Source organism: Arthrobacter sp. GmRoot5-12 (assembly GCF_059739365.1).
Genome location: NZ_AP046056.1, coordinates 582,726 through 602,576 on the forward strand (window position 1 = coordinate 582,726; position 19,851 = coordinate 602,576).

The following is a 19,851-nucleotide window of genomic DNA, read 5'->3' on the forward strand; positions in this document are numbered from 1 at the left end:
CAGAGTTCAAAGCCAGCCGTTCAAAGCCCGGCGCTACTTGGCCGCGGGACCGGCCTCTGCCGACGGCATTACAAGGGCCTGGGTGCCGGGTCGTCCCTCGTGGCCGGAGCCGGAGGTTTCATCGCTCCACCCGTCCGCGTCAGGTGCGTCGTTCCGGCCCAGCCGTTTGTGCCACCAGCGCAGCAGGTGGTCAATGACGATGCCCAGGACAATCGCGAACACGACGGCGATACCCGCGCTCAGCAGTGGGTTGTGGTGCAGCCAGGGGAACGAGCTGGCCAGCACGCCGATGCCAAGGGAGTAGCCCACCCAGGTGACGCAGGCGAAGGCGTCGAAGACGAAGAACCTGCGGTGCGAGAAGCCGGTGCTGCCGGCGACGTAGTTGACCGCCACCCGGCCCCAGGGGATGTAGCGGGCGGTGAAGATCAGTACGGCACCCCGCTTTTCAAGCTCATACCGCGCCCAGGCGAAGACCTTCCGGACTTTGGGCCGGCGCATCCACCCCCACCGGTCCAGGCCAATCTTCCGGCCGAGCATATAGGCCATGTTGTCGCCGCAGATGGCGCCGACCAGGGCCGTCAAGCCCAGGATCCAAAGATTGGGCTCGCCGCTGTGACGGGAAAAAGCCGCCAGCGCAACGATCAGCGTCTCACTGGGGACCACCATGGCGAAGCCGTCCACGAAGAAGAACACCAACAGGACGGGGTAAATCCACCATTGGCCCGCTGCATGGAGCACGGCCTCATTAATAAACTCCACGCGGTGTTGCTCCTGTATAAAAAATGACACAGCCAAAGTGCCGCAGCCAAAGCGGAAATCGTTCCTAAGTGTCCCATGCGGGAGCCGCAATGCGCTACGCCCCGAAGCCCGGAATTACAGGTTAAACGCGCCGGTCAGGCACCGGGTTCCCGGATCCGCTCCACGACGTTGGGTTTGCCCCGGAATTTGTTGATTACCAGGTCCACCACAATGCCCAGGGCCACGGCGCACACGATGGCGATTGCCGCGCCCAGGAGGTGGTTGTCCTCGAACCACTGGCCGAAGAAAAGCCCGATCGCCACCGAGTAGCCGGCCCAGAGGCTGGCCGACAGGATGGTCAGGCCCACGAACCGAAGATGCGGGTAGTGGGTGACGCCGGCGGTCAGGTTGACCGCCACCCGCCCGATAGGGACAAAGCGGGCCACCAGGATCAGCGAGGCGGGACGCTTCCGCAGTTCGCGGCCCGCCCAGCGGAACGCGCTTTGCATCCGCGGGCCGCGCATCCAGGCCCAGCGCCCGGTGCCCACCCGCCGGCCCAGGAGGTAGGCGATGTTGTCACCGGAGAAGGCACCGGCGGCCGCCACCAGGGCCAGGAGCAGCGGGTTGGGCACATCGGCGGTGGCGGCGACGGCTGCAAGGCCCACCACCACGGATTCGCTGGGGACAGGCGGGAAGAAGCCGTCAATGATGCAGCAGGCCAGCACCAGTACCAGCACCCAGGGCTGCCCGGCTGCGGCGAGGATGAAGTCATTGATGGCCTGCATTGGTGCCTATGCTATGCGGTCGATGATGAGCTGCTGGGCAGGCCGCGAACCTTCCGGAGCGATGACCACGGCATGTTCAAGGGCTTCCCTGGCCCGCGCGAACCGCTCAGGGGTGTCCGTGAGCAGGGTCATCAGGGGTTCCCCGGCGCGCACTGTGGCGCCGGGCTTTGCGTGCATGCGCACTCCCGCCCCCGCCTGGACCGCATCCTCCTTGCGGGCACGTCCGGCGCCCAACCGCCAGGCGGCCACCCCTACGGCGAGTGCATCCAGTTCCACCAGCACACCGTCCGCCGGAGCGTAAACGACGTCGGATTCCCTGGCCACCGGCAGCGCGGCCCGGGGGTCGCCTCCCTGGGCGGCGATCATCCGGTTCCAGACGTCCATGGCCCGGCCGTCCTTGAGGGCAGCAGCGGGGTCGGCGTCATGCACTCCTGCGCAGGCGAGCATTTCCTCGGCGAGCCGGACGGTCAGTTCCACAACGTCATCGGGACCGCCGCCCGCCAGCACCTCCACTGATTCCTCCACCTCGATGGCGTTGCCGGCGGTGAGCCCCAGCGGGGTGTTCATGTTGGTCAGCAGCGCCACCGTGTTGACCCCCGCATCCTTGCCCAGCGCCACCATGGTCCCGGCGAGTTCGCGGGCTTTGGCCTCGTCTTTCATGAACGCGCCGCTGCCCACCTTAACGTCCAGGACCAGCGAGCCGGTGCCCTCGGCGATCTTCTTGCTCATGATGGACGACGCGATCAGCGGGATGGCCTCCACGGTGCCGGTCACGTCGCGCAGGGCGTAGAGCTTCTTGTCCGCCGGCGCCAGGCCCGCTCCGGCGGCGCAGATCACAGCCCCCACGTCCTGGAGCTGGGCCAGGATCTCGTCATTGGAGAGGTTGGCCCGCCACCCGGGAATGGATTCCAGCTTGTCCAGGGTTCCGCCGGTGTGCCCCAGCCCACGGCCTGACAGCTGCGGAACGGCCACGCCGAACACTGCGACGAGCGGAGCCAGCGGCAGGGTGATCTTGTCCCCCACACCGCCCGTTGAATGCTTGTCCGTGGTGTACTTCAGGCCGCCATCGGGGCGCCGGAGGCTGGAGAAATCCATCCGTTCGCCGGAGGCAATCATTGCGGCGGTCCACCGGGCAATTTCGGCGCGATCCATGCCGTTGAGCAGGATGGCCATGTTCAGGGCTGCCATCTGTTCATCCGCGATCGCTCCGCGGGTGTAGGCATCGATGGTCCAGTCGATCTGTTCGGGGCTCAGCGTTCCCTTGTCCCGCTTGGTGCGGATGATGTCAACGGCGTCGAACGCCTCAGTCCTGCTCTCGTTCACCGGGTCTCCTCCAGGTGTTCGGGACCAAAGGCGTCGGGCAGCACCTGGTCCATGGTTTTGATGCCCTGGGTAGTCATGAGCTGCATATCCGGGGCGCGGAATTCGTACAACAGCTGCCGGCACCGGCCGCAGGGCATGAGGATGTTCCCCGCCCCGTCAACGCAGTAGAACGCTCGGAGCAGGCCTCCGCCGGTCATGTGCAGGTTTCCCACCAGGGCGCATTCCGCGCAGAGCGTCAGCCCGTAGCTGGCGTTCTCCACGTTGCAGCCGCTGACAATCCGGCCATCCCCGGTCAGGGCCGCGGCTCCCACCGGGAACTTCGAGTACGGGGCGTAGGCGTTCTTCATGGCGGCGACTGCGGCCGCCTCCAGGGCGGCCCAGTCCACCGGCTGCGTGCCGGCCATGGCCGTCATCCCTTGACGTAGGGGATGCCGCTGGCGGCCGGGCCCCTGGATTTGCCTACCAGGCCGGCGACGGCGAGGACGGTCACCAGGTAGGGCAGCATGGCCATGAACTGGCTGGGCACCGGGGTGCCGATGATGGTCACGATGCTCTGCAGGTTGTCGGCGAAACCGAACAGGAGTGCCGCGAAGAAGGCGCCCACCGGGTTCCAGCGGCCAAAGATGAGGGCGGCCAGCGCGATGAAGCCGCGGCCGCCGGAAATCTCCTTGGTGAAGCTGTCGATCGCTACCAGGGTGAAGAAGGAGCCGCCAATTCCGGCGACGGCACCGCCCAGGGTCACGTTCCAGAACCGCGTGGCGTTGACGTTGATGCCAAGGGTGTCTGCGGCCTGGGGGTGCTCCCCCACTGCCCGGACGCGCAGGCCCCACCTGGTCTTGAACAGGCCTACCCAGACCACCGCGACGGCCACATACATGAGGTAGCCCACCAGCGACTGCCGGAACAGGATGGGGCCGATGATGGGGATGCTGGAGAGGATGGGGATGTCGATGACGTCCAGCCCCGGCGGTGAGTTGAACTGGGCTTTGTTGGCCTGCATCACGGTGCTGAAGAGGAAGCCCGTCACCCCGGAGACCAGGACGTTGAGGACGACGCCAACGATGATCTGGTTCACCAGGTACTTGATGCTGAACAGCGCAAGGACCATGGACACGACCGCCCCGGCAATGGCCGCGGCCAGCAGCCCGATGAAGGCGTTCTTTGTCATGCTGGCAACGATGGCTGCGGTGAATGCGCCGCCCAGGAGCTGTCCTTCAATGGCGATGTTGACCACGCCCACCCGCTCGCACAGGACACCGGACAATGAACCGAACACGAGCGGAACCGCAAGCGTGACGGACCCGGCGATGAGCCCCGCCAGCGAGATGGCGGGGGTGCGGGCCCCGCCCACCACCGAAATAAGGAAGGCCGCCACGAAGATCACGATGAAGGTGACCGCCAACCAGCCCGGAGCCGGCTGGTTCTTGGTCTTCAGGTAGACGGCGTATCCTGCCAGCGCCATGAGCACTACCGACAGTACGATGCCGCCGGCAAACGCATTGATCTCCAATGCAGGCAGCTGGAAGAAGTCGCCGCCGGTGGAGATGCCAAAGCTGGCCGTCTGGCTGGGCGCCAGGAATCCGAAGAACACCAGGGAGACCAGGGCGAAGACAGCGAGCAGGACGGGAGTCTTCCAGCTGACGGGTTTGCCGGCCGGCGCTGCGGAAGGGGCGTCCGCCTTGGGCCCTCCGGGCTGGGGTTTGCCCGGCCTGGACGATGAAACTGTTGTGCTCATGCGGCACCTCCGGTAGTGGCTGCCTGCCCGGACTTGGCTGCGCGCGCGGGCTTCCTGCGCCGCGGGTTCAGTCCAAAGACGGCCCGCACCAGCGGCGGCGCGGCAATGAAAAGGACAATCAGGGACTGGACCACCAGGACGATGTCGATGGGGGTGCCGGTCTGGATCTGCATCTGGACCGCCCCGGCGCGGAAGGCGCCGAACAGCAGGCCGGCAGCGAAGGTGCCCCACGGCGTCGAACGTCCCAGCAAGGCGACCGTGATGGCGTCAAAGCCGTACGTGGCGGCGACTCCGTCCGTGAGCACCTTCTCCGTGCCCGCGACCTGGGCCACGCCTGACATGCCTGCGAGCCCGCCGGCGATGGCCATGACCAGGATGGTGGAGCGGGAGACGTTGATGCCGGCGGTCTGGGCTGCCTTGGGGTTGGCGCCCACGGCACGGAACTCGAAGCCCACCGTGGACCGGTTGAGGAGCCACCACACCAGGACTGTGGCCGCGATGGCCAGAATGAAGCCCAGGTGCAGCCGGTACTGGCTGCCCAGGATCTGGGGGTAGACAGCGCTGGGATCCAGGATGGGCGAAATGGGGTTCGACTCCCCCGGCCGCTGGAACGCCGGGGTATTCAGCAGGTAGCGCAGGAAGTACAGCGCGATGTAGTTGAACATAATGGTCAGGATGACTTCGTGGGCTCCGGTGCGGGCCTTCAGCAGGCCGGCGAGGCCGCCCCAGAGGGCGCCGCCAATGATGCCGGCCACCAGCACCAGCAGCAGGTGCAGGCCGAACGGCAGGTGCAGGGCGAAGCCCACCCAGGCCGCCAGGATGCCGGCCACGATGATCTGCCCCTGGGCGCCGATGTTGAAGAGCCCGGCCCGGAACGCCAGCGCCACGCCCAGGCCGGCCGTGATGAGCGGCGTGGCGATGGTGAGGGTCTCCATGAAGGGTGCGAACTGTGCGGCCAGCCCATTGCCGCGGGGGTTGAACACCGAGCCTTGGAACAGCGCTATGTAGGAGCGCGTGGCAGCATTCCATACGGCCGTCAGCATGTCGGTGGGCCGGGCGAAGAAGTAGCCGGCGGTGGTGGCCACCTGCTTGTCGGTGCTCGCGATGAGCAGGCCGCCAATGATCAGCGCCAGCAGCACTGCCAGCACGGACACCATGCCGCTTCCGGTGAAGATCCTGCGCAGGACGGTGTCGGAGCCGCCGGGAAGCAGTCCGCTTTGGGCCGTGGCTGGAACAGCCGAGGGCTGCATCGCCCCGCCGGCGGTGTCGACGGCCACTACTGCGGCCGTTTCCTCCGCAGCATCCTGGCCGGCGGCAGACCCGGCGCCGGGCTGTTCGTTGTCGACGTGCCGGCTTTCGTCTGCGTGTTTGGGGGAAGGCTGGTCAGGCATGGTCGGCTCCCTCGGCGTTGGAGGTGGCGGCCGGGGTGCCGGCCTGCGGGGTGTGTGCGTGTTCTTCCGGCGGGATGCCAGCCATCATGAGGCCAAGGACGTCCCGGCTGGTTCCGGCGGGGACAGTGCCCACCAGCTTGCCTTTGTAGAGCACCGCAATGCGGTCCGCCAGTTCCATGACTTCGTCCAGTTCGGTGGAAATGATCATCACCGGGGTCCCTTGGTCACGCTCCGCGACAATCCGCCGGTGCAGGAACTCGATGGAACCCACGTCCACGCCGCGGGTGGGCTGGGAGGCGATGAACAGGCGCAGTGGACGGGAAAGTTCGCGGGCCATCACAAGTTTTTGCTGGTTGCCGCCGGACAGGGTCCCGGCGGCGGCTGCGGCGGAGGGTGTGCGGACATCGAATTCGCCGATGCGCGCCTTGGCATTCTCCATGATTTTCGCAGGGCTCATGCTGATCCCCTTGGCGAAGGGCGGCTTGTCATAAAGATCAAGGATCAGGTTCTCCGCCACGGAGAAGGTGCCCACCAGCCCGTCCACCTTGCGGTCTTCGGGAACGAACCCGACGCCGGCCTGCAGGACTTCCTTGACGGACCGGCCCACGAGCTCCTTGCCGTCCAGGACAATGGAACCGGTGACCCGCTCCTGCAGGCCCAGGATCGCTTCGGTGAGTTCGGTTTGCCCGTTGCCCTGGACGCCGGCAACGGCCAGGATCTCGCCGCGCTTGATGTGGAAGCTGAGATGGTCCACGACGTGCTGGCCGTTGGGCGCGATGACGGTGAGGTCGCGGACTTCGAAGGTGGTGTCCTTGGGCTGGGCCGGAGCCTTGTCCAGGGTCAGGCTTACGGCACGGCCCACCATCATCGAGGCAAGTTCGGTGGTGGAGGCGGCGGGATCGGCCGTGCCCACTACCTTGCCCCGCCGGATCACGGTGATGGTGTCCGAGACTTCCTTGACCTCGCGCAGCTTGTGCGAAATGAAGACGATGGAGGTTCCGCGCGACTTCAGCTGGCGCATGATATCCAGGAGCTCGTCGGTCTCCTGCGGAGTCAGCACGGCGGTGGGCTCATCCAGGATCAGCACCTTGGCGTTGCGGACCAGTGCCTTGATGATCTCCACCCGTTGCTGCACGCCCACCGGCAGGTCCTCCACCAGGGCGTCCGGGTCCACATCGAAGCCGTATTGGTCCGAGATTTCCTTGATGCGCTGCCGGGTCTGGTCCAGGTTGAGGAACCCGGCCGCCTTGGTGGGTTCGGCGCCCAGCGCTACGTTCTCGGCCACGGTGAAGACCGGCACCAGCATGAAGTGCTGGTGCACCATGCCGATCCCTGCCGCCATTGCATCGCCCGGGCCCCGGAACGTGACGGGCTTGTCATCGATGAGGATTTCGCCTTCGGACGGCTCATACAGCCCGTAGAGCACATTCATCAGGGTGGATTTCCCCGCCCCGTTTTCACCAAGGAGGCAGTGGATCTGTCCCGGCTCAACCACCACGTCTATGTGGTCGTTGGCCAGGAGCGTGCCAAAACGTTTGGTGATCCCTCTGAGTTCAAGTTTCAAAACTCTGACCAATCTCGAAGCGTCCGGTGATCGACCGGACGGGATATATGGCTGCAGCACCAGCCTAGTGGCTGCAGTCCCGGGAGGAGCCGGCCGGGCGCTGTAAACGTTCGGCCAGCAAAAAGCGCCACCGGCCGGCCAGTGGGTGACGGACCGGCGGTGGCGCTTCCTGTGGTGGATCAGGCCTTGGGGCTGGCTGCGGACTCGACCTTCAGCTTGCCGTCGACGATGTCCTTCTTGATCTTCTCGAGGTCGGACTTCACGTCGGCGGGGACCTGGGAGTCGAGGTCGTGGAAGGGTGCCAGCTGCACGCCGTCGTTGGCAAGGGTGCCAACGTACGGGGTGTTGTTGAACTTGCCGTCCTTGTCCTCAGTGACAACGGTCTCCACGGCCTCGCCCATCTGCTTCATGACAGAGGAGAGCATGATGCCCTTGTAGTCCGGGGCGGTGAGGTAGCCGTCCGAGTCAACCCAGATCAGCTTGACGTCCTTGCCGGCAGCCTTGGCCTCGTTAAGCGCGGCTCCGGCGCCCTTGCCCACGGGACCGGCCACGGGCATGACGATGTCCGCACCCTGGTCCAGGAAGTTCTTGGTCAGCTGCTTGCCCACGTCCTGCTTTTCGAAGTCGCCGGTGAAGCTGCCGTCCTGGGCATCCTTGTTCCAGCCGAGCAGCTTGACGTTCTTGCCCTTCTGCTGGTTGTAGTACTTCACGCCGTCGGCGTAGCCGTCCATGAAGATGGTCACGGTGGGGATCTTGATGCCGCCGAAGGTGGCCACGGTGCCGGTCTTGGTGGTTCCTGCAGCCAGGTAGCCGGCGAGGAAGGCCGCCTGCGCGGTGTCGTAGATGATCGGCTTGACGTTGCTGATGGGCTTGTCGTAGCCAAAGTCGATGATGGCGAAGTGCTTGTCCGGGTTGGCGGTGGCCTGGGCCTTGGTGGCGTCGCCGAGCAGGAAGCCCACCGTGATGGTCAGGTTGCAGCCGGCCGTGACCATGGCCCGCAGGTTGGGTTCGAAGTCGTTATTGGTCTTCGACTCGATCTGGTTGACCTTGATGCCAAGGTCCTTCTCGGTCTTCTTCAGGCCCTCGTAGGAGGACTGGTTGAAGGACTGGTCGTCGAATCCACCGGAGTCCGACACGATGCAGCCCGTGTAGTCGCTGGCACCTGCGGATGAGGTGCTTCCGGCTTCGGGGGCTGCACCGCAGGCGGTGAGCACAAGCGCGGACGCACCGAGGGTGGCCACTCCGGCCATTGAACCGCGCTTGAAGCTGGCACGCAGTGATTTCTTCAATTTTCCTCCAGGGATGATGCGAGTGGCGCTACGGGCTGGAATTCAATGAGTGTCCGTTTCGGCGCTGAAATTCTGTTTTCACTGAAGGCACGCAGCACTGCGCCGGAGCGCACTGATGGCACTTACTTTAGTGGTCTGCGCCACGTCCCCATAGCACGCCAGGAGCCCATCCGGGAGATTGTTTACAAGTTGTTACCAAGCAGTAGGGACACCGCGGATGCGGTGTCCCTACTGCTTGTGCGTGATGGTGGCGGCTACAGCCGGACGAGCATTTTCCCGGTGTTTGCACCGTCCAGGAGGTCCATGAAGGCCTGCGGCGCGTTCTCCAGTCCGTCAACGATGGTCTCGTCGTAGCGCACGGTCCCGTCCGCCAGCCAGCCGGCCATCTTCTCCGCAAACTCCGCCGCGTGCTGGCGCTGCCCGCCCACCAGGAAGCCCCGGAGGGTGAGCTGCTTCCCGATAGCCTGCATCAGGTTGTGGGGTGCAGGAGTGGGTTCGGTTGAGTTGTACTGCGCGATGGCGCCGCACATTGCCACCCGGCCGCCCACGTTGAGGACCGACAGGGCTGCCTCGAGGTGCTCGCCGCCCACGTTGTCGAAGTAGACGTCAATGCCGGCCGGGCCGGCCGCCTTTTCCAGTTGCCCGACAACGGGACCGTCATGGTAGTCGAACGCGGCGTCGAAACCGAGCTCCAGGAGCCGGGCCACCTTGGCGGGCGAGCCGGCCGAGCCGATGACCCGGGAGGCGCCCATGGCTTTGGCGATCTGTCCCACCAGCGAGCCCACGGCACCCGCCGCGCCCGAAACGAACACGGCGTCGCCCGGCTTGAATTCGGCAACCTTCAACAGACCGGTGTAGGCCGTCAGCCCGGTCATGCCCAGGGCACCCAGGAAGGCGGACGCCGGGGCCAGGTCAGTGCGGGCGGGGGTGGCAGAAGCGCCGTCGACCACCGAATACTCGCGCCAGCCAAGCGGATGCACGACGACGTCGCCCTCCTGGTGTGCGGACGACCGGGACGCCATCACCTCGCCCACCGCCCCGCCGTCGAGCGCCTTGCCCACGGCGAAGGGCGCGGAGTAGGACTTGACGTCATTCATCCTGCCCCGCATGTACGGGTCTACGGACATGAAGAGGTTCCGCACCAGGATCTGGCCGTCTTCGAGTGCGGGCAGCGGAGACTCGGCAAGTTCGAAGTTCTCATTGGACGGGCGTCCCTCGGGGCGCGAAGCCAACCGGATTTCGCGGGTGGTGGTTGCAAGGGCTGTGCTCATGCTGCGTACTCCAGGATCTTGAGGTCGACGTTGATGTTGCCGCGGGTGGCGTTGGAATAGGGGCAGACCTGGTGCGCCTTGGCCACAAGGTCTTCCGCCGTGGCGAGGTCCAGGGCGGGCAGGGCGATTTCCAGTTCGGCGGCCAGCCCGAAGCCGGCTCCGCTCTCCAGCTGCCCCAGGTGGATTTTCGCTGCCACTGCCGAGTCCGTCAGGTCAGCGCCTGCCTTGCGGCCGACCAGGCGCAGTGCGGAATGGAAGCAGGCGGCATACCCGGCGGCGAAAAGCTGTTCGGGGTTGGTGCCGTGGCCGCTGCCGCCGAGTTCGACCGGGCTGGCGAGATCCACTGCGAGCCTGCCGTCGTTGCTGCGTGCAGCGCCGTCGCGCCCTTCGCCCGAGGCCAGCGCCTCGGCGGTGTAGAGAGTCTTCACGAAAAAAATCCGTCCTGTAGATGGGATGGTGCAGTATTCGGGTTCACAGCGATTCATGCAGGGCAGCCGTGAGCTTGCCCAGGGTGGTCCGCAGCTGTTCGAGTTCGTCCAGCGAAAGTCCTGCGGCATCGGCCAGCCGCTGCGGAATGGCGCTGGCCGCGCCGCTGAGGTTCCGCCCGGCATCCGTCAGGTGGATGGCGACGCGGCGTTCGTCCTCGCCGGACCGCCGCCGTTCCACCAGCCCCAGGGCTTCCAGGCGCTTAAGGAGCGGCGACAGGGTGCCGGAGTCGAGGCCAAGTTCCCCGCCGAGTTCCTTCACGCCCCGGGGTTCGCTTTCCCACAGGACCAGCATCACCAGGTACTGCGGGTAGGTGAGCCCCAGTTGGTCCAGCACGGTCCGGTAGACGGCGGTGGCGGCACGGGAAGCTGAGTACAGGGCAAAACAAACTTGCCGGTCCAGGCGGGGTGCTTCGGTCATACAGAAACGATAGCCCACAATTAAGTTGTGCACAACTTACTGCAGGTGGGGCAGCCCCTGTTGCGCCGCAGTCGGCATGCGAACGACGGCGGCAGGGCACCTTTCCGGCCGGGCTCTGCCAGGCGCGCCCCCAGGCCAAAGAGGTTACGGAAGCGGTGCCTGCTCGAGGTCCCGGATGGTCCGCAGCGCCGCTGCGGTGAGGACCCGGATGCCCAGGCCAAGGGCGCGCTCGTCCAGGATGTAATCGCCGCGGTGGAGGTCGTAGTCCTCACCGCCCGGCGTCTTGGTGCCCAGGCGCATCATGGCTCCCGGAAGTTCCGCCAGGAACCAGGCAAAATCCTCGCCGCCCATGGACTGCGGCGTCAGCACCACGGCGCTCTCGCCGATTTCGGCCCGGGCGGCAGCTTCGATGATGGCTGTCTCGTGTTCCGAGTTCACCACCGGCGGCACTCCCCTGGTGTGCTCCAGGTGGACGTCCACGCCGTACGGTGCGGCCACCTGGTGGACCACTTCGTCAAGGAGTTCGCCGGCAGCGTGCCAGGCGTCGCGGTCCAGGCAGCGCATGGTCCCGGCCATGTAGCCGCTGCCGGGAATCGCATTGGGTGCCGAGCCCGCGGTGATCTGGCCCCACACCACGGAGACGCCGCTGCGGACGTCCACCCGGCGGGACAGCACGGCCGGTACGTTCACGGCGATCTGGGCCAGCGCGAACACCAGGTCCTCGGTGAGGTGCGGGCGCGACGTGTGGCCGCCACGGCCGGAGAGTTCGATCCGGATGGTGTCCGAAGCCGAGGTAATGGCACCAATCCGCGTTCCCACCTTCCCCACCTCAATCCGGGGGTCGCAATGCAGGGCCAGGATCCGGGGGACGCCCTCCAGGACGCCCTGTTCGATGCAGGCGTGCGCGCCGCCGGGCATCGTTTCCTCGGCAGGCTGGAAGATGATCCGGACGGTGGCCCCGAGGGGTGCCTCCTGGTGCATCCGGTTCAATACCAGGGCGATGCCCAGCATGGTGGTGGTGTGCACGTCATGGCCACAGGCGTGCGTGACGCCGTGATTCTTCGACGCGAACGGCAGGCCCGTCTCCTCGATGATGGGCAGGGCGTCAATGTCGCCGCGCAGCGCCGTGGCGATGGGACCTTCGCCCACGTCCACGGTCAGCCCGGTGCCTTCCAGGCGGCGGGGACTCAGGCCGGCGGCTTCGAGCCGCTCGGCAAGCTTGTCCGTGGTGCGGAACTCCTTGAAGGACAGCTCCGGGTGCGCATGCAGGTCCCGCCGGAATTCGATCAGTTCCGGCAAAAGCGGTTCGAGCCAGGGAGCCACCAGGGCGGTGGGCTCGGCTTCAGTAGTGTAGTTGCGCACTGTTTCACTCTAGCGAGGGTGCCGGCTTTAGTGCCCATTCACTGACGCCTCATTACATTCCGGAGACTGCCGGCACCGGTGGCGCCGGCAGGTTCCGGGTCAGAGGACGTCCGTGTCGCCGCTTGCCTTAAGTGCGTCGACGGCAGCCTTGACGCGCTGGGAATTGGCCATGGTGGTCACCAGCAAAGCGTCCGGGGTATCCACGATGACCACGTCCTGGATGCCGATCAGGGCGATCACGCGCTTGGTGTCGGTAACCACAACGCCGCTTGAGTTCTCGGTGAACACGCGGGCACCTTCGCCGAGGACGGTGACGTCGTCCACTTCCTTGGCACTGTTGAGGCGGCCAACGGAGGCGAAGTCGCCAACATCGTCCCAGCGGAAAGTTCCGGGAACGACGGCGACGTCCCCGGCTTCGGCGGCGGGCTCGGCCACTGCGTAGTCGATGGCGATCTTCGGCAGGGTGGGCCAGATGCGTGCCGTGACCTCGTCGCGCCGGGGGGTGTCCCACGCCCGGGCGATTTCCTGCAGCCCCTGGAACAGTTCGGGCTGGTTCGCCTCAAGGTGCTTGAGCATCAACGCCACCGGTGCCACGAACATGCCGGCGTTCCACACGTAGTCGCCACTGTCCACGTACTGCTGGGCCACCACTTCGTCCGGCTTTTCGACGAACTCCACCACGTCGTGGGCGCTGGGCGCGCCTTCAATGTGCAGGGCCTTGCCGGAGCGGATGTAGCCGAAGCCGGTGGACGGGTGCGTGGGCTTGATGCCGATGGTGACGATCTTGCCGGTGGCAGCGGTGTGGATGGCTTCGCGGACGGCCTGCTGGAACAGATCATCCGGGCTGATCACCTGGTCGGCTGCGAAGGAACCCATGATGGTGTCGGGATCGCGCTCGTGCAGGATCGCCGCCGCAAGGCCGATGGCGGCAGCGGAGTCCTTTGGCTCTGACTCGAGGACAAGGTCGGCGTCCTGCACCTCGGGCAGCTGGCGGCATACGGCGTCGCGGTGCGCCCGGCCGGTCACCACCAGCATCCGGTTGCCCGCCAAAGGGTGCAGCCGGTCATAGGTGGCGCGCAGCAACGTGCTGCCCGATCCCGTGAGATCGTGAAGGAACTTGGGAGCTGCTGCACGTGACAGGGGCCAGAGGCGGGTCCCCACTCCGCCTGCCGGAATCACCGCGATGAAGCGGTCAAGGGGTGAAGCCGGGCTTGTCACTTTGTCTGTACTCATCACGGCTACTTTAGCGGAACGGCCCCAACCGGCTCCTTTGGCGACACATCAGACCTGCGTTTTGCGGCGCCGTCGTACCCAAAAGCCTGCAGGGATGTGGCGTTCGTCTCATTTCCCCGGAAAATCCGCTCCAGTACTGGGCACCAAGAATCTCCGAAATTGAATAAGCTGTTAGCGGAGCCTAGATTTAGGCCTGAGCTACGAGTGCTCTCGCAGCAGGCGTTCCCCCCGCATGGATCTCATGCCAGCGCCGCTGTGTTGCAGGGAGGTTTATCAGTGCCGACAAAACCAGCTGGCACCTTGTACCGCGGCCGTGAAGGCATGTGGTCCTGGGTAGGACACCGCATTACCGGTGTAGTGATCTTTTTCTTCTTGTTGGTCCACGTCCTGGACACCTCCTTGGTGCGTGTGTCACCGGAGGCCTACACCGCTGTGATCGGCGCCTACAAGAACCCCCTGATGGCGCTGGGCGAGACCGGCCTTGTTGCCGCGATCGTGTTCCACGCCTTCAACGGCCTGCGGATCATTGCGGTCGACTTCTGGAAGAAGGGCGCAAAGTACCAGCGGCAGATGCTGTGGGCAGTCCTGGCCCTTTGGGTCGTGACCATGGTCGCCTTCTCCATCCGCCACCTGTCCCTCGCCCTCGGAGGTCACTAAGCCATGACTGCAACGATCGAGAGCCCCCGCAGCGGGCGGATCGCCCCCCAGTACCGCCGCAGCAGCGGCTCACGGGGCAACTTCGAGATGATCGCCTGGCTGTTCATGCGTCTCTCCGGCGTAGTGCTGGTGGTCCTCATCTTCGGCCACCTGTTCGTGAACCTCATGGTGGGCGAAGGCATCCACGCCATTGACTTCGGCTTCGTGGCCGGCAAGTGGGCAGACCCGTTCTGGCAGTTCTGGGACCTGGCCATGCTTTGGCTGGCAATGCTGCACGGCACCAACGGCGTCCGGACCATCATCAACGACTACGCAGAGAAGACGTCCACCCGCCGCTGGCTGAAGACCGTCCTCTACGCGGCCGCCGTCGTCATCATCCTCCTCGGCACGCTGGTCATCTTCACCTTCAACCCGTGCCCCGTGGTGAACGGCGTTGCCCTTCCGGGTGGATTCTGCCCTGCCTAGAACTGGCACAACCCCGGGCCCGCGGGCTTTTCCGCGGGCCCTGTTTTGCGGAGCAGGCAAAGCCGCCCCGTTGTTTTATAGCGAATTTTGAGAGAAAGAGCGTCTGGTATGCAGGTCCATAAGTACGACGTCGTCATCGTCGGTGCCGGTGGCGCTGGCATGCGCGCCGCGATCGAGTCCGGTCAGCGCGCGCGCACAGCAGTACTGACCAAGCTCTACCCCACCCGCTCGCACACCGGTGCGGCCCAGGGTGGCATGTGCGCAGCCCTTGCCAATGTCGAGGAAGACAACTGGGAATGGCACACGTTCGACACTATCAAGGGCGGCGACTACCTGGTTGACCAGGACGCCGCGGAGGTCATGGCCAAGGAAGCCATCGACGCCGTGCTGGACCTGGAAAAGATGGGCCTGCCCTTCAACCGCACCCCCGAGGGCCGCATCGACCAGCGGCGCTTTGGTGGCCACACCCGCGACCACGGCAAGGCTCCGGTCCGCCGTGCATGCTACGCCGCGGACCGCACCGGCCACATGATCCTGCAGACCCTGTACCAAAACTGCGTCAAGCACAACGTTGAGTTCTACAACGAGTACTACGTTTTGGACCTGCTGACGGTCGAAGAGGATGCTGTCCGCGAAGACGGGACGCCCTACAAGCAGAAGCGCGTGGCCGGCGTCGTCTCCTACGATCTCGCCTCCGGTGAACTGCACGTGTTCCAGGCCAAGTCCGTGGTGTTCGCCTCCGGTGGCGCCGGCAAGGTCTTCAAGACCACGTCCAACGCCCACACCCTGACCGGTGACGGCATGGGCATCGCCTTCCGCCGCGGCATCCCCCTGGAGGACATGGAGTTCTTCCAGTTCCACCCCACCGGCCTGGCCGGGCTGGGCATCCTGCTGTCCGAGGCCGCCCGCGGTGAAGGTGCCATCCTCCGCAACTCGGAGGGTGAGCGCTTCATGGAGCGCTACGCCCCCACCATCAAGGACCTGGCACCGCGCGACATCGTGGCCCGCTCCATGGCCAACGAAGTCCGCGAAGGCCGCGGCTGCGGCCCGAACAAGGACTACGTCCTCCTGGACCTGACCCACCTGGAGCCGGCGCACATCGATGCGAAGCTGCCGGACATCACCGAGTTCGCCCGCACCTACCTGGGCGTGGAACCGTACACCGAGCCGGTGCCCGTGTTCCCCACCGCGCACTACGCGATGGGCGGCATCCCCACGAACATCGAAACCGAAGTGCTCCAGGACAACGACACCGTGGTCCCCGGGCTCTACGCCGCCGGCGAGGTGGCCTGCGTGTCCGTCCACGGTTCCAACCGCCTTGGCACCAACTCGCTCCTGGACATCAACGTGTTCGGCAAGCGTGCCGGCATCGCTGCCGCGGAATACGCCAAGACCGCCCAGTTCGTGGAACTGCCGGAGAACCCGCTGGCCTACACCACCGAACTGCTGGACATTGCCCGCAACGGCACCGGCGACGAAAAGGTGGCGCAGATCCGCAAGGAACTGCAGGACACGATGGACGCCAACATGCAGGTGTTCCGTACGGCGGACACCCTGAACCAGGTGCTGCGCGACATCGCATCCTTCGAGGAGCGGTACAAGCGCATCAATGTCCAGGACAAGGGCAAGCGCTTCAACCTGGACCTGCTCGAGGCCGTTGAGCTCGGCTTCCTGCTGGAACTGGCCAAGGTCATGACCGTGGCCGCCCTGCACCGTGAGGAATCCCGCGGCGGACACTTCCGCGAGGACTTCCCCGAGCGTGACGACGAGAAATTCATGAAGCACTCCATGGCGTACAAGGATGACCATGCGCCGGCTGACGGATCGGCGGAGTCAATCGCCGGTATCCGCCTCGCCACCAAGCCGGTTGTCTTTACCCGCTACGAGCCGATGGTGAGGAAGTACTAAGATGACCGCTGAAATCGCTGAGCCAGCCTCAAAGGTTGAACTTCCTGCCGGCGTTGGCGGGGGCGGGGAAATCCCCACGTTCGACGTCCACATGCGGGTCCGCAGGTACAACCCGGAGGTTTCCGAGGAAGCCACCTGGGATGATTTCCACCTGACCATGTACGGCACGGACCGTGTCCTGGATGCCCTGCACAAGGTGAAGTGGGAGATGGACGGCACCTTGTCCTTCCGCCGCTCCTGCGCCCACGGTGTGTGCGGCTCTGACGCCATGCGCATCAACGGCCGCAACCGCCTTGCCTGCAAAACGCTGCTGAAGGACCTGGACACGTCCAAGCCCATCACCGTGGAGCCCATCAAGGGTCTGCCGGTGGAGAAGGACCTGATCGTGGACATGGAGCCCTTCTTCCAGTCGTACCGCGAAGTCATGCCCTTCCTGATCAACAAGGGCCACGAGCCCACCCGGGAACGCCTCCAGTCCGCGGAGGACCGGGAGCGCTTTGACGACACCACCAAGTGCATCCTCTGCGCCGCGTGCACGTCCTCCTGCCCCGTGTTCTGGACGGACGGTCAGTACTTCGGCCCCGCCGCGATCGTCAACGCACACCGCTTCATCTTCGATTCCCGTGATGATGCCGGCGACATGCGCCTGGAGATCCTCAACGACAAGGAAGGCGTGTGGCGCTGCCGCACCACCTTCAACTGCTCCGAGGCATGCCCCCGCGGCATCCAGGTCACGCAGGCCATTGCGGAAGTCAAGCAGGCCATCCTGGCCCGCAAGATCTAGGCTCGTTCACCAACAGATATAACGGCCGACGGCGTCGCTCACCACACGTGGTGGGGGCGCCGTCGTCGTTTCAGCAGAAAGGGGTCCTCCTTGTCCCGCTCCGAAAAAGTGTCCTTTGCCGGTTCCACCGGCGAGATGCTGTCCGGCATCATTGACGTCCCGGAGGGCCCCGTCAAGGGCTGGGGTGTCTTCTCGCACGGTTTCACGCTGGGCAAGGACAGCCCCTCCGCAGCGCGGATGTGCAAGGCGCTGGCGGACAGCGGCATCGGCATGCTGCGCTTCGACAACCTGGGCCTGGGCGGCTCCGCCGGGGAATGGTCCGCCGGCTCGTTCAGCCACAAGGTGGCCGACACGGTGAAGGCCGCGGAGTTCATGCGCAGTCAGGGCAAGGAGATCTCCCTGCTGGTGGGCCACTCGTTCGGCGGCGCCGCGGTTCTTGCCGCAGCGCGGGAGATTCCGGAGCTCGACGCCGTTGCCACCGTGGGAGCGCCCTTTTCCCCCAAGCATGTGGCCCACGTTTTCGATGCCGCGCTGGACAGGATCCTGAGCGAGGGCAGCGCCGAAGTTGACCTCGGAGGCAAGCGGGTGGAGATCCGCCGGCACTTCGTGGAGGACCTGGAGAACGCGGACCTGACGGACTGCATCAAGCAGCTGCACAAGCCCCTGATGGTGCTGCACTCCCCCACCGACAACACCGTGGGGATCGAGAATGCCAGCACCATCTTCCAGACGGCCAGGCATCCGAGGAACTTCGTGTCCCTTGAGGGCAGCGACCACCTGCTCACCGGCAAGGGCCAGGCCGCACGGGCGGCCAGGATCATCGCCGCCTGGGCGGACCAGTACCTCGACGCAGCACCTGCCTGACCCTCCCCGGCCAGTTTGGCCGGCCCTACTTGCCGATAGCCGCCTTGCTCTCGCTGATCCACTGTTCGGCTGCCTTGTCCGGCGTGACCCGCTTGAAAAGGACGTCCGTGTTGATCCGGGCGGTGATCTCCGAGACGGCGGTTGACCCGGTGGGGCCGATGTACGTTGGGGCGAAATCCATCTTGCCGATCTGGTTGATGTACTCCGCCTCCACCTTGCCCTGAGGGGTGAGCATGTCCTGGATGGCGGCGCGCATGTCGGAGTTGCCAGGGATGCCCCGGTCGCTCTGGATGATCCTGGCCGCCGCCGGGTTGTTGACCAGGAAGTTCACGAGCTTGGCGGCAGCGTCCGTGTGCTTGCTGCGTGCGGAGATGGTGTAGAACTGCGAGGACTGCAGCCAGATCCCCGGGGTGGGCTTCTCCCCCGGTAGCTTGAGCAGTTTCAGGTCTGCGCCGGAGGCCTTGCTGAGGGCGGTCAGTGAATTGCTCCACGTGAGCATCATTGCGGCCTTGCCCATGCCCATGAGGGTCTGCTCAGTGCTGACATTGAGCTTCTCCACCGTCTCCGAAGCACTCGGAGCGGCACCGGATTCACTAAGCTTCAGCGAGTAGTGGAAGTAGTCCTGCACCGTTTGCTTGCCCAGTCCCAGCTGTCCGTCCTGGGTGTACAGGGATTCGCCGCGCTGGCGGGCGAAGGCGTCCAGGGAGTCATGGGTGAGCACGGTTGCAGTTCCGTAGGTGCCCTGGGGGCTCTTGGCGGTGATGTCACCGGCAATCCTGGCGAAGTCGTCCCAGCTCCAGCTGCTGTCATCTGGCAGCGGAACCCCTGCCGCCGCGAAGACGGCGGGATTGGCCACAATGGCCAGTGCGTTGGCGCCGGTGGAAACGCCGTACTGTTTGCCCTTGACCTGTCCGTTTTCCAGGGCGCCCTGGTCGATCCTTGACAGGTCCAGTGAGCCCTGCACCGTGGTCAGGTCCAGCAACGCGCCGCGGTTTGCGTATTCGGCGGGGTAGGCGCCCCCCATGGTGATGACATCCGGCGCGTCGTTGGCGGCCATCTGGGTTGCGAGCTTGTCGAAGTAGCCGCTGATGTCGCCATATTCCGGCTTGACCTTGATGTTGGGGTTGGCGGCCTCAAACTCAGCAATGGCCTTGTTGGTCAGCTCGGCCCGGCCGGCATTGCCCCACCAGGAAAAGCGGATCTCCACGGGCCCGTCCCCGGCCTTGTTGGACGACGGGCTGGAACAGCCGGCCGTCACGGCCAGGAGGGCTGCGGCTGAGAGGACGGCAAGGGATTTACGGATTGTTCCGGTAGCAGGGCGCGTCATTGGGCAAGCTTCTTCCTTGGTGAGAAGGGTGGGTGAGCGAGAGAAAGCGGTTTCGTGAAACGTATCAACGGCGGGTAAAGCCCGTCAATAGGATCCCGTCATGGTTTCCGTACCGGTTATCGACCTGGACTTCTCGGTGCACGATTTCACATGGCGGCCCCTTGACAGCGCTGTGGAACCCGCCAAGGATGGAATCGCCAGAAACCGCTTTCTCCCCGGTGCCGCGTTTCCGGGGAGGCGCGCTGGCCA

Annotated in this window: 19 protein-coding genes; 5 read left to right on the forward strand and 14 right to left on the reverse strand. The window is 65.4% G+C overall.

Translation table 11 applies throughout. From position 1 onward, the window contains the following. Window positions 1-33: 33 nt before the first annotated feature. The 13 genes from AC6JAM_RS02585 to AC6JAM_RS02645 all read right to left on the reverse strand — a co-directional run bounded on the left by AC6JAM_RS02585 (window position 34) and on the right by AC6JAM_RS02645 (window position 13,597). Window positions 34-759: a DedA family protein gene (locus tag AC6JAM_RS02585; RefSeq protein WP_018770202.1), complete on the reverse strand. Its 726-nt coding sequence runs from the start codon at window positions 757-759 to the stop codon at window positions 34-36. Window positions 760-893: 134 nt separating this feature from the next. After that, on the reverse strand, window positions 894-1,523 hold the full coding sequence (locus tag AC6JAM_RS02590; RefSeq protein WP_018770203.1) for a DedA family protein: 630 nt from the start codon (window positions 1,521-1,523) through the stop codon (window positions 894-896). Between the two features lie 6 nt (window positions 1,524-1,529). After that, window positions 1,530-2,846, reverse strand: coding sequence for a thymidine phosphorylase (locus tag AC6JAM_RS02595; protein ID WP_144600472.1), 1,317 nt, complete (start codon window positions 2,844-2,846; stop codon window positions 1,530-1,532). Beyond that, the gene (locus tag AC6JAM_RS02600) at window positions 2,843-3,250 is read right to left on the reverse strand and encodes a cytidine deaminase (RefSeq protein WP_144600474.1); all 408 of its coding nucleotides are present in this window, start codon (window positions 3,248-3,250) and stop codon (window positions 2,843-2,845) included. Before AC6JAM_RS02600 ends, AC6JAM_RS02595 begins: the two co-directional genes overlap by 4 nt. 5 nt (window positions 3,251-3,255) lie before the next feature. Then, the gene (locus AC6JAM_RS02605; protein ID WP_497933937.1) at window positions 3,256-4,581 is read right to left on the reverse strand and encodes an ABC transporter permease; all 1,326 of its coding nucleotides are present in this window, start codon (window positions 4,579-4,581) and stop codon (window positions 3,256-3,258) included. Next, window positions 4,578-5,972, reverse strand: a complete 1,395-nt coding sequence (locus AC6JAM_RS02610; RefSeq protein ID WP_056393460.1) for an ABC transporter permease — start codon at window positions 5,970-5,972, stop codon at window positions 4,578-4,580. The genes AC6JAM_RS02605 and AC6JAM_RS02610 overlap by 4 nt, the downstream gene beginning before the upstream one ends. After that, on the reverse strand, window positions 5,965-7,536 hold the full coding sequence (locus tag AC6JAM_RS02615) for an ABC transporter ATP-binding protein (protein ID WP_018770208.1): 1,572 nt from the start codon (window positions 7,534-7,536) through the stop codon (window positions 5,965-5,967). Before AC6JAM_RS02615 ends, AC6JAM_RS02610 begins: the two co-directional genes overlap by 8 nt. Window positions 7,537-7,715: 179 nt before the next feature. Next, window positions 7,716-8,825, reverse strand: coding sequence for a BMP family lipoprotein (locus AC6JAM_RS02620; protein WP_018770209.1), 1,110 nt, complete (start codon window positions 8,823-8,825; stop codon window positions 7,716-7,718). Window positions 8,826-9,079: 254 nt separating this feature from the next. Next, the gene (locus AC6JAM_RS02625; protein WP_268002802.1) at window positions 9,080-10,096 is read right to left on the reverse strand and encodes an NADP-dependent oxidoreductase; all 1,017 of its coding nucleotides are present in this window, start codon (window positions 10,094-10,096) and stop codon (window positions 9,080-9,082) included. Continuing rightward, window positions 10,093-10,524 carry an organic hydroperoxide resistance protein gene (locus AC6JAM_RS02630; protein ID WP_018770211.1) on the reverse strand — a complete coding sequence of 144 codons (432 nt, stop codon included), beginning with the start codon at window positions 10,522-10,524 and terminating at the stop codon, window positions 10,093-10,095. The genes AC6JAM_RS02625 and AC6JAM_RS02630 overlap by 4 nt, the downstream gene beginning before the upstream one ends. 43 nt (window positions 10,525-10,567) lie before the next feature. After that, complete coding sequence (locus AC6JAM_RS02635; RefSeq protein WP_497933938.1) at window positions 10,568-11,002, reverse strand: MarR family winged helix-turn-helix transcriptional regulator; 435 nt, start codon at window positions 11,000-11,002, stop codon at window positions 10,568-10,570. A 144-nt stretch (window positions 11,003-11,146) separates the two neighbouring features. Further along, window positions 11,147-12,364 (reverse strand): amidohydrolase, encoded by a 1,218-nt coding sequence (locus tag AC6JAM_RS02640; protein WP_018770213.1) that lies wholly within the window; start codon window positions 12,362-12,364, stop codon window positions 11,147-11,149. Between the two features lie 99 nt (window positions 12,365-12,463). Beyond that, a complete protein-coding gene (locus tag AC6JAM_RS02645) occupies window positions 12,464-13,597 on the reverse strand; it encodes a mannose-1-phosphate guanylyltransferase (protein WP_018770214.1) in 1,134 nt (377 codons plus the stop codon). Between the two features lie 276 nt (window positions 13,598-13,873). Between AC6JAM_RS02645 and sdhC the strand changes: the two genes are divergently transcribed. From sdhC to AC6JAM_RS02670, 5 genes are all read left to right on the forward strand, one after another. Next, window positions 13,874-14,254: a succinate dehydrogenase, cytochrome b556 subunit gene (gene sdhC / locus AC6JAM_RS02650; RefSeq protein ID WP_081620212.1), complete on the forward strand. Its 381-nt coding sequence runs from the start codon at window positions 13,874-13,876 to the stop codon at window positions 14,252-14,254. Window positions 14,255-14,257: 3 nt separating this feature from the next. Continuing rightward, window positions 14,258-14,719 carry a succinate dehydrogenase hydrophobic membrane anchor subunit gene (locus AC6JAM_RS02655; RefSeq protein ID WP_018770216.1) on the forward strand — a complete coding sequence of 154 codons (462 nt, stop codon included), beginning with the start codon at window positions 14,258-14,260 and terminating at the stop codon, window positions 14,717-14,719. A 108-nt stretch (window positions 14,720-14,827) separates the two neighbouring features. Continuing rightward, entirely contained in the window at window positions 14,828-16,627 is a 1,800-nt protein-coding gene (gene sdhA / locus AC6JAM_RS02660; RefSeq protein ID WP_497933939.1) for a succinate dehydrogenase flavoprotein subunit, read from the forward strand. A gap of 1 nt (window position 16,628) precedes the next feature. Then, window positions 16,629-17,411, forward strand: coding sequence for a succinate dehydrogenase iron-sulfur subunit (locus tag AC6JAM_RS02665; protein WP_134164564.1), 783 nt, complete (start codon window positions 16,629-16,631; stop codon window positions 17,409-17,411). A gap of 90 nt (window positions 17,412-17,501) precedes the next feature. Next, the gene (locus AC6JAM_RS02670) at window positions 17,502-18,275 is read left to right on the forward strand and encodes an alpha/beta hydrolase family protein (protein WP_018770219.1); all 774 of its coding nucleotides are present in this window, start codon (window positions 17,502-17,504) and stop codon (window positions 18,273-18,275) included. 25 nt (window positions 18,276-18,300) lie between these two features. Here the strand turns inward: AC6JAM_RS02670 and AC6JAM_RS02675 are convergent, their stop codons facing one another. Continuing rightward, on the reverse strand, window positions 18,301-19,602 hold the full coding sequence (locus tag AC6JAM_RS02675) for an ABC transporter substrate-binding protein (protein WP_134164565.1): 1,302 nt from the start codon (window positions 19,600-19,602) through the stop codon (window positions 18,301-18,303). Between the last annotated feature and the right edge of the window lie 249 nt (window positions 19,603-19,851).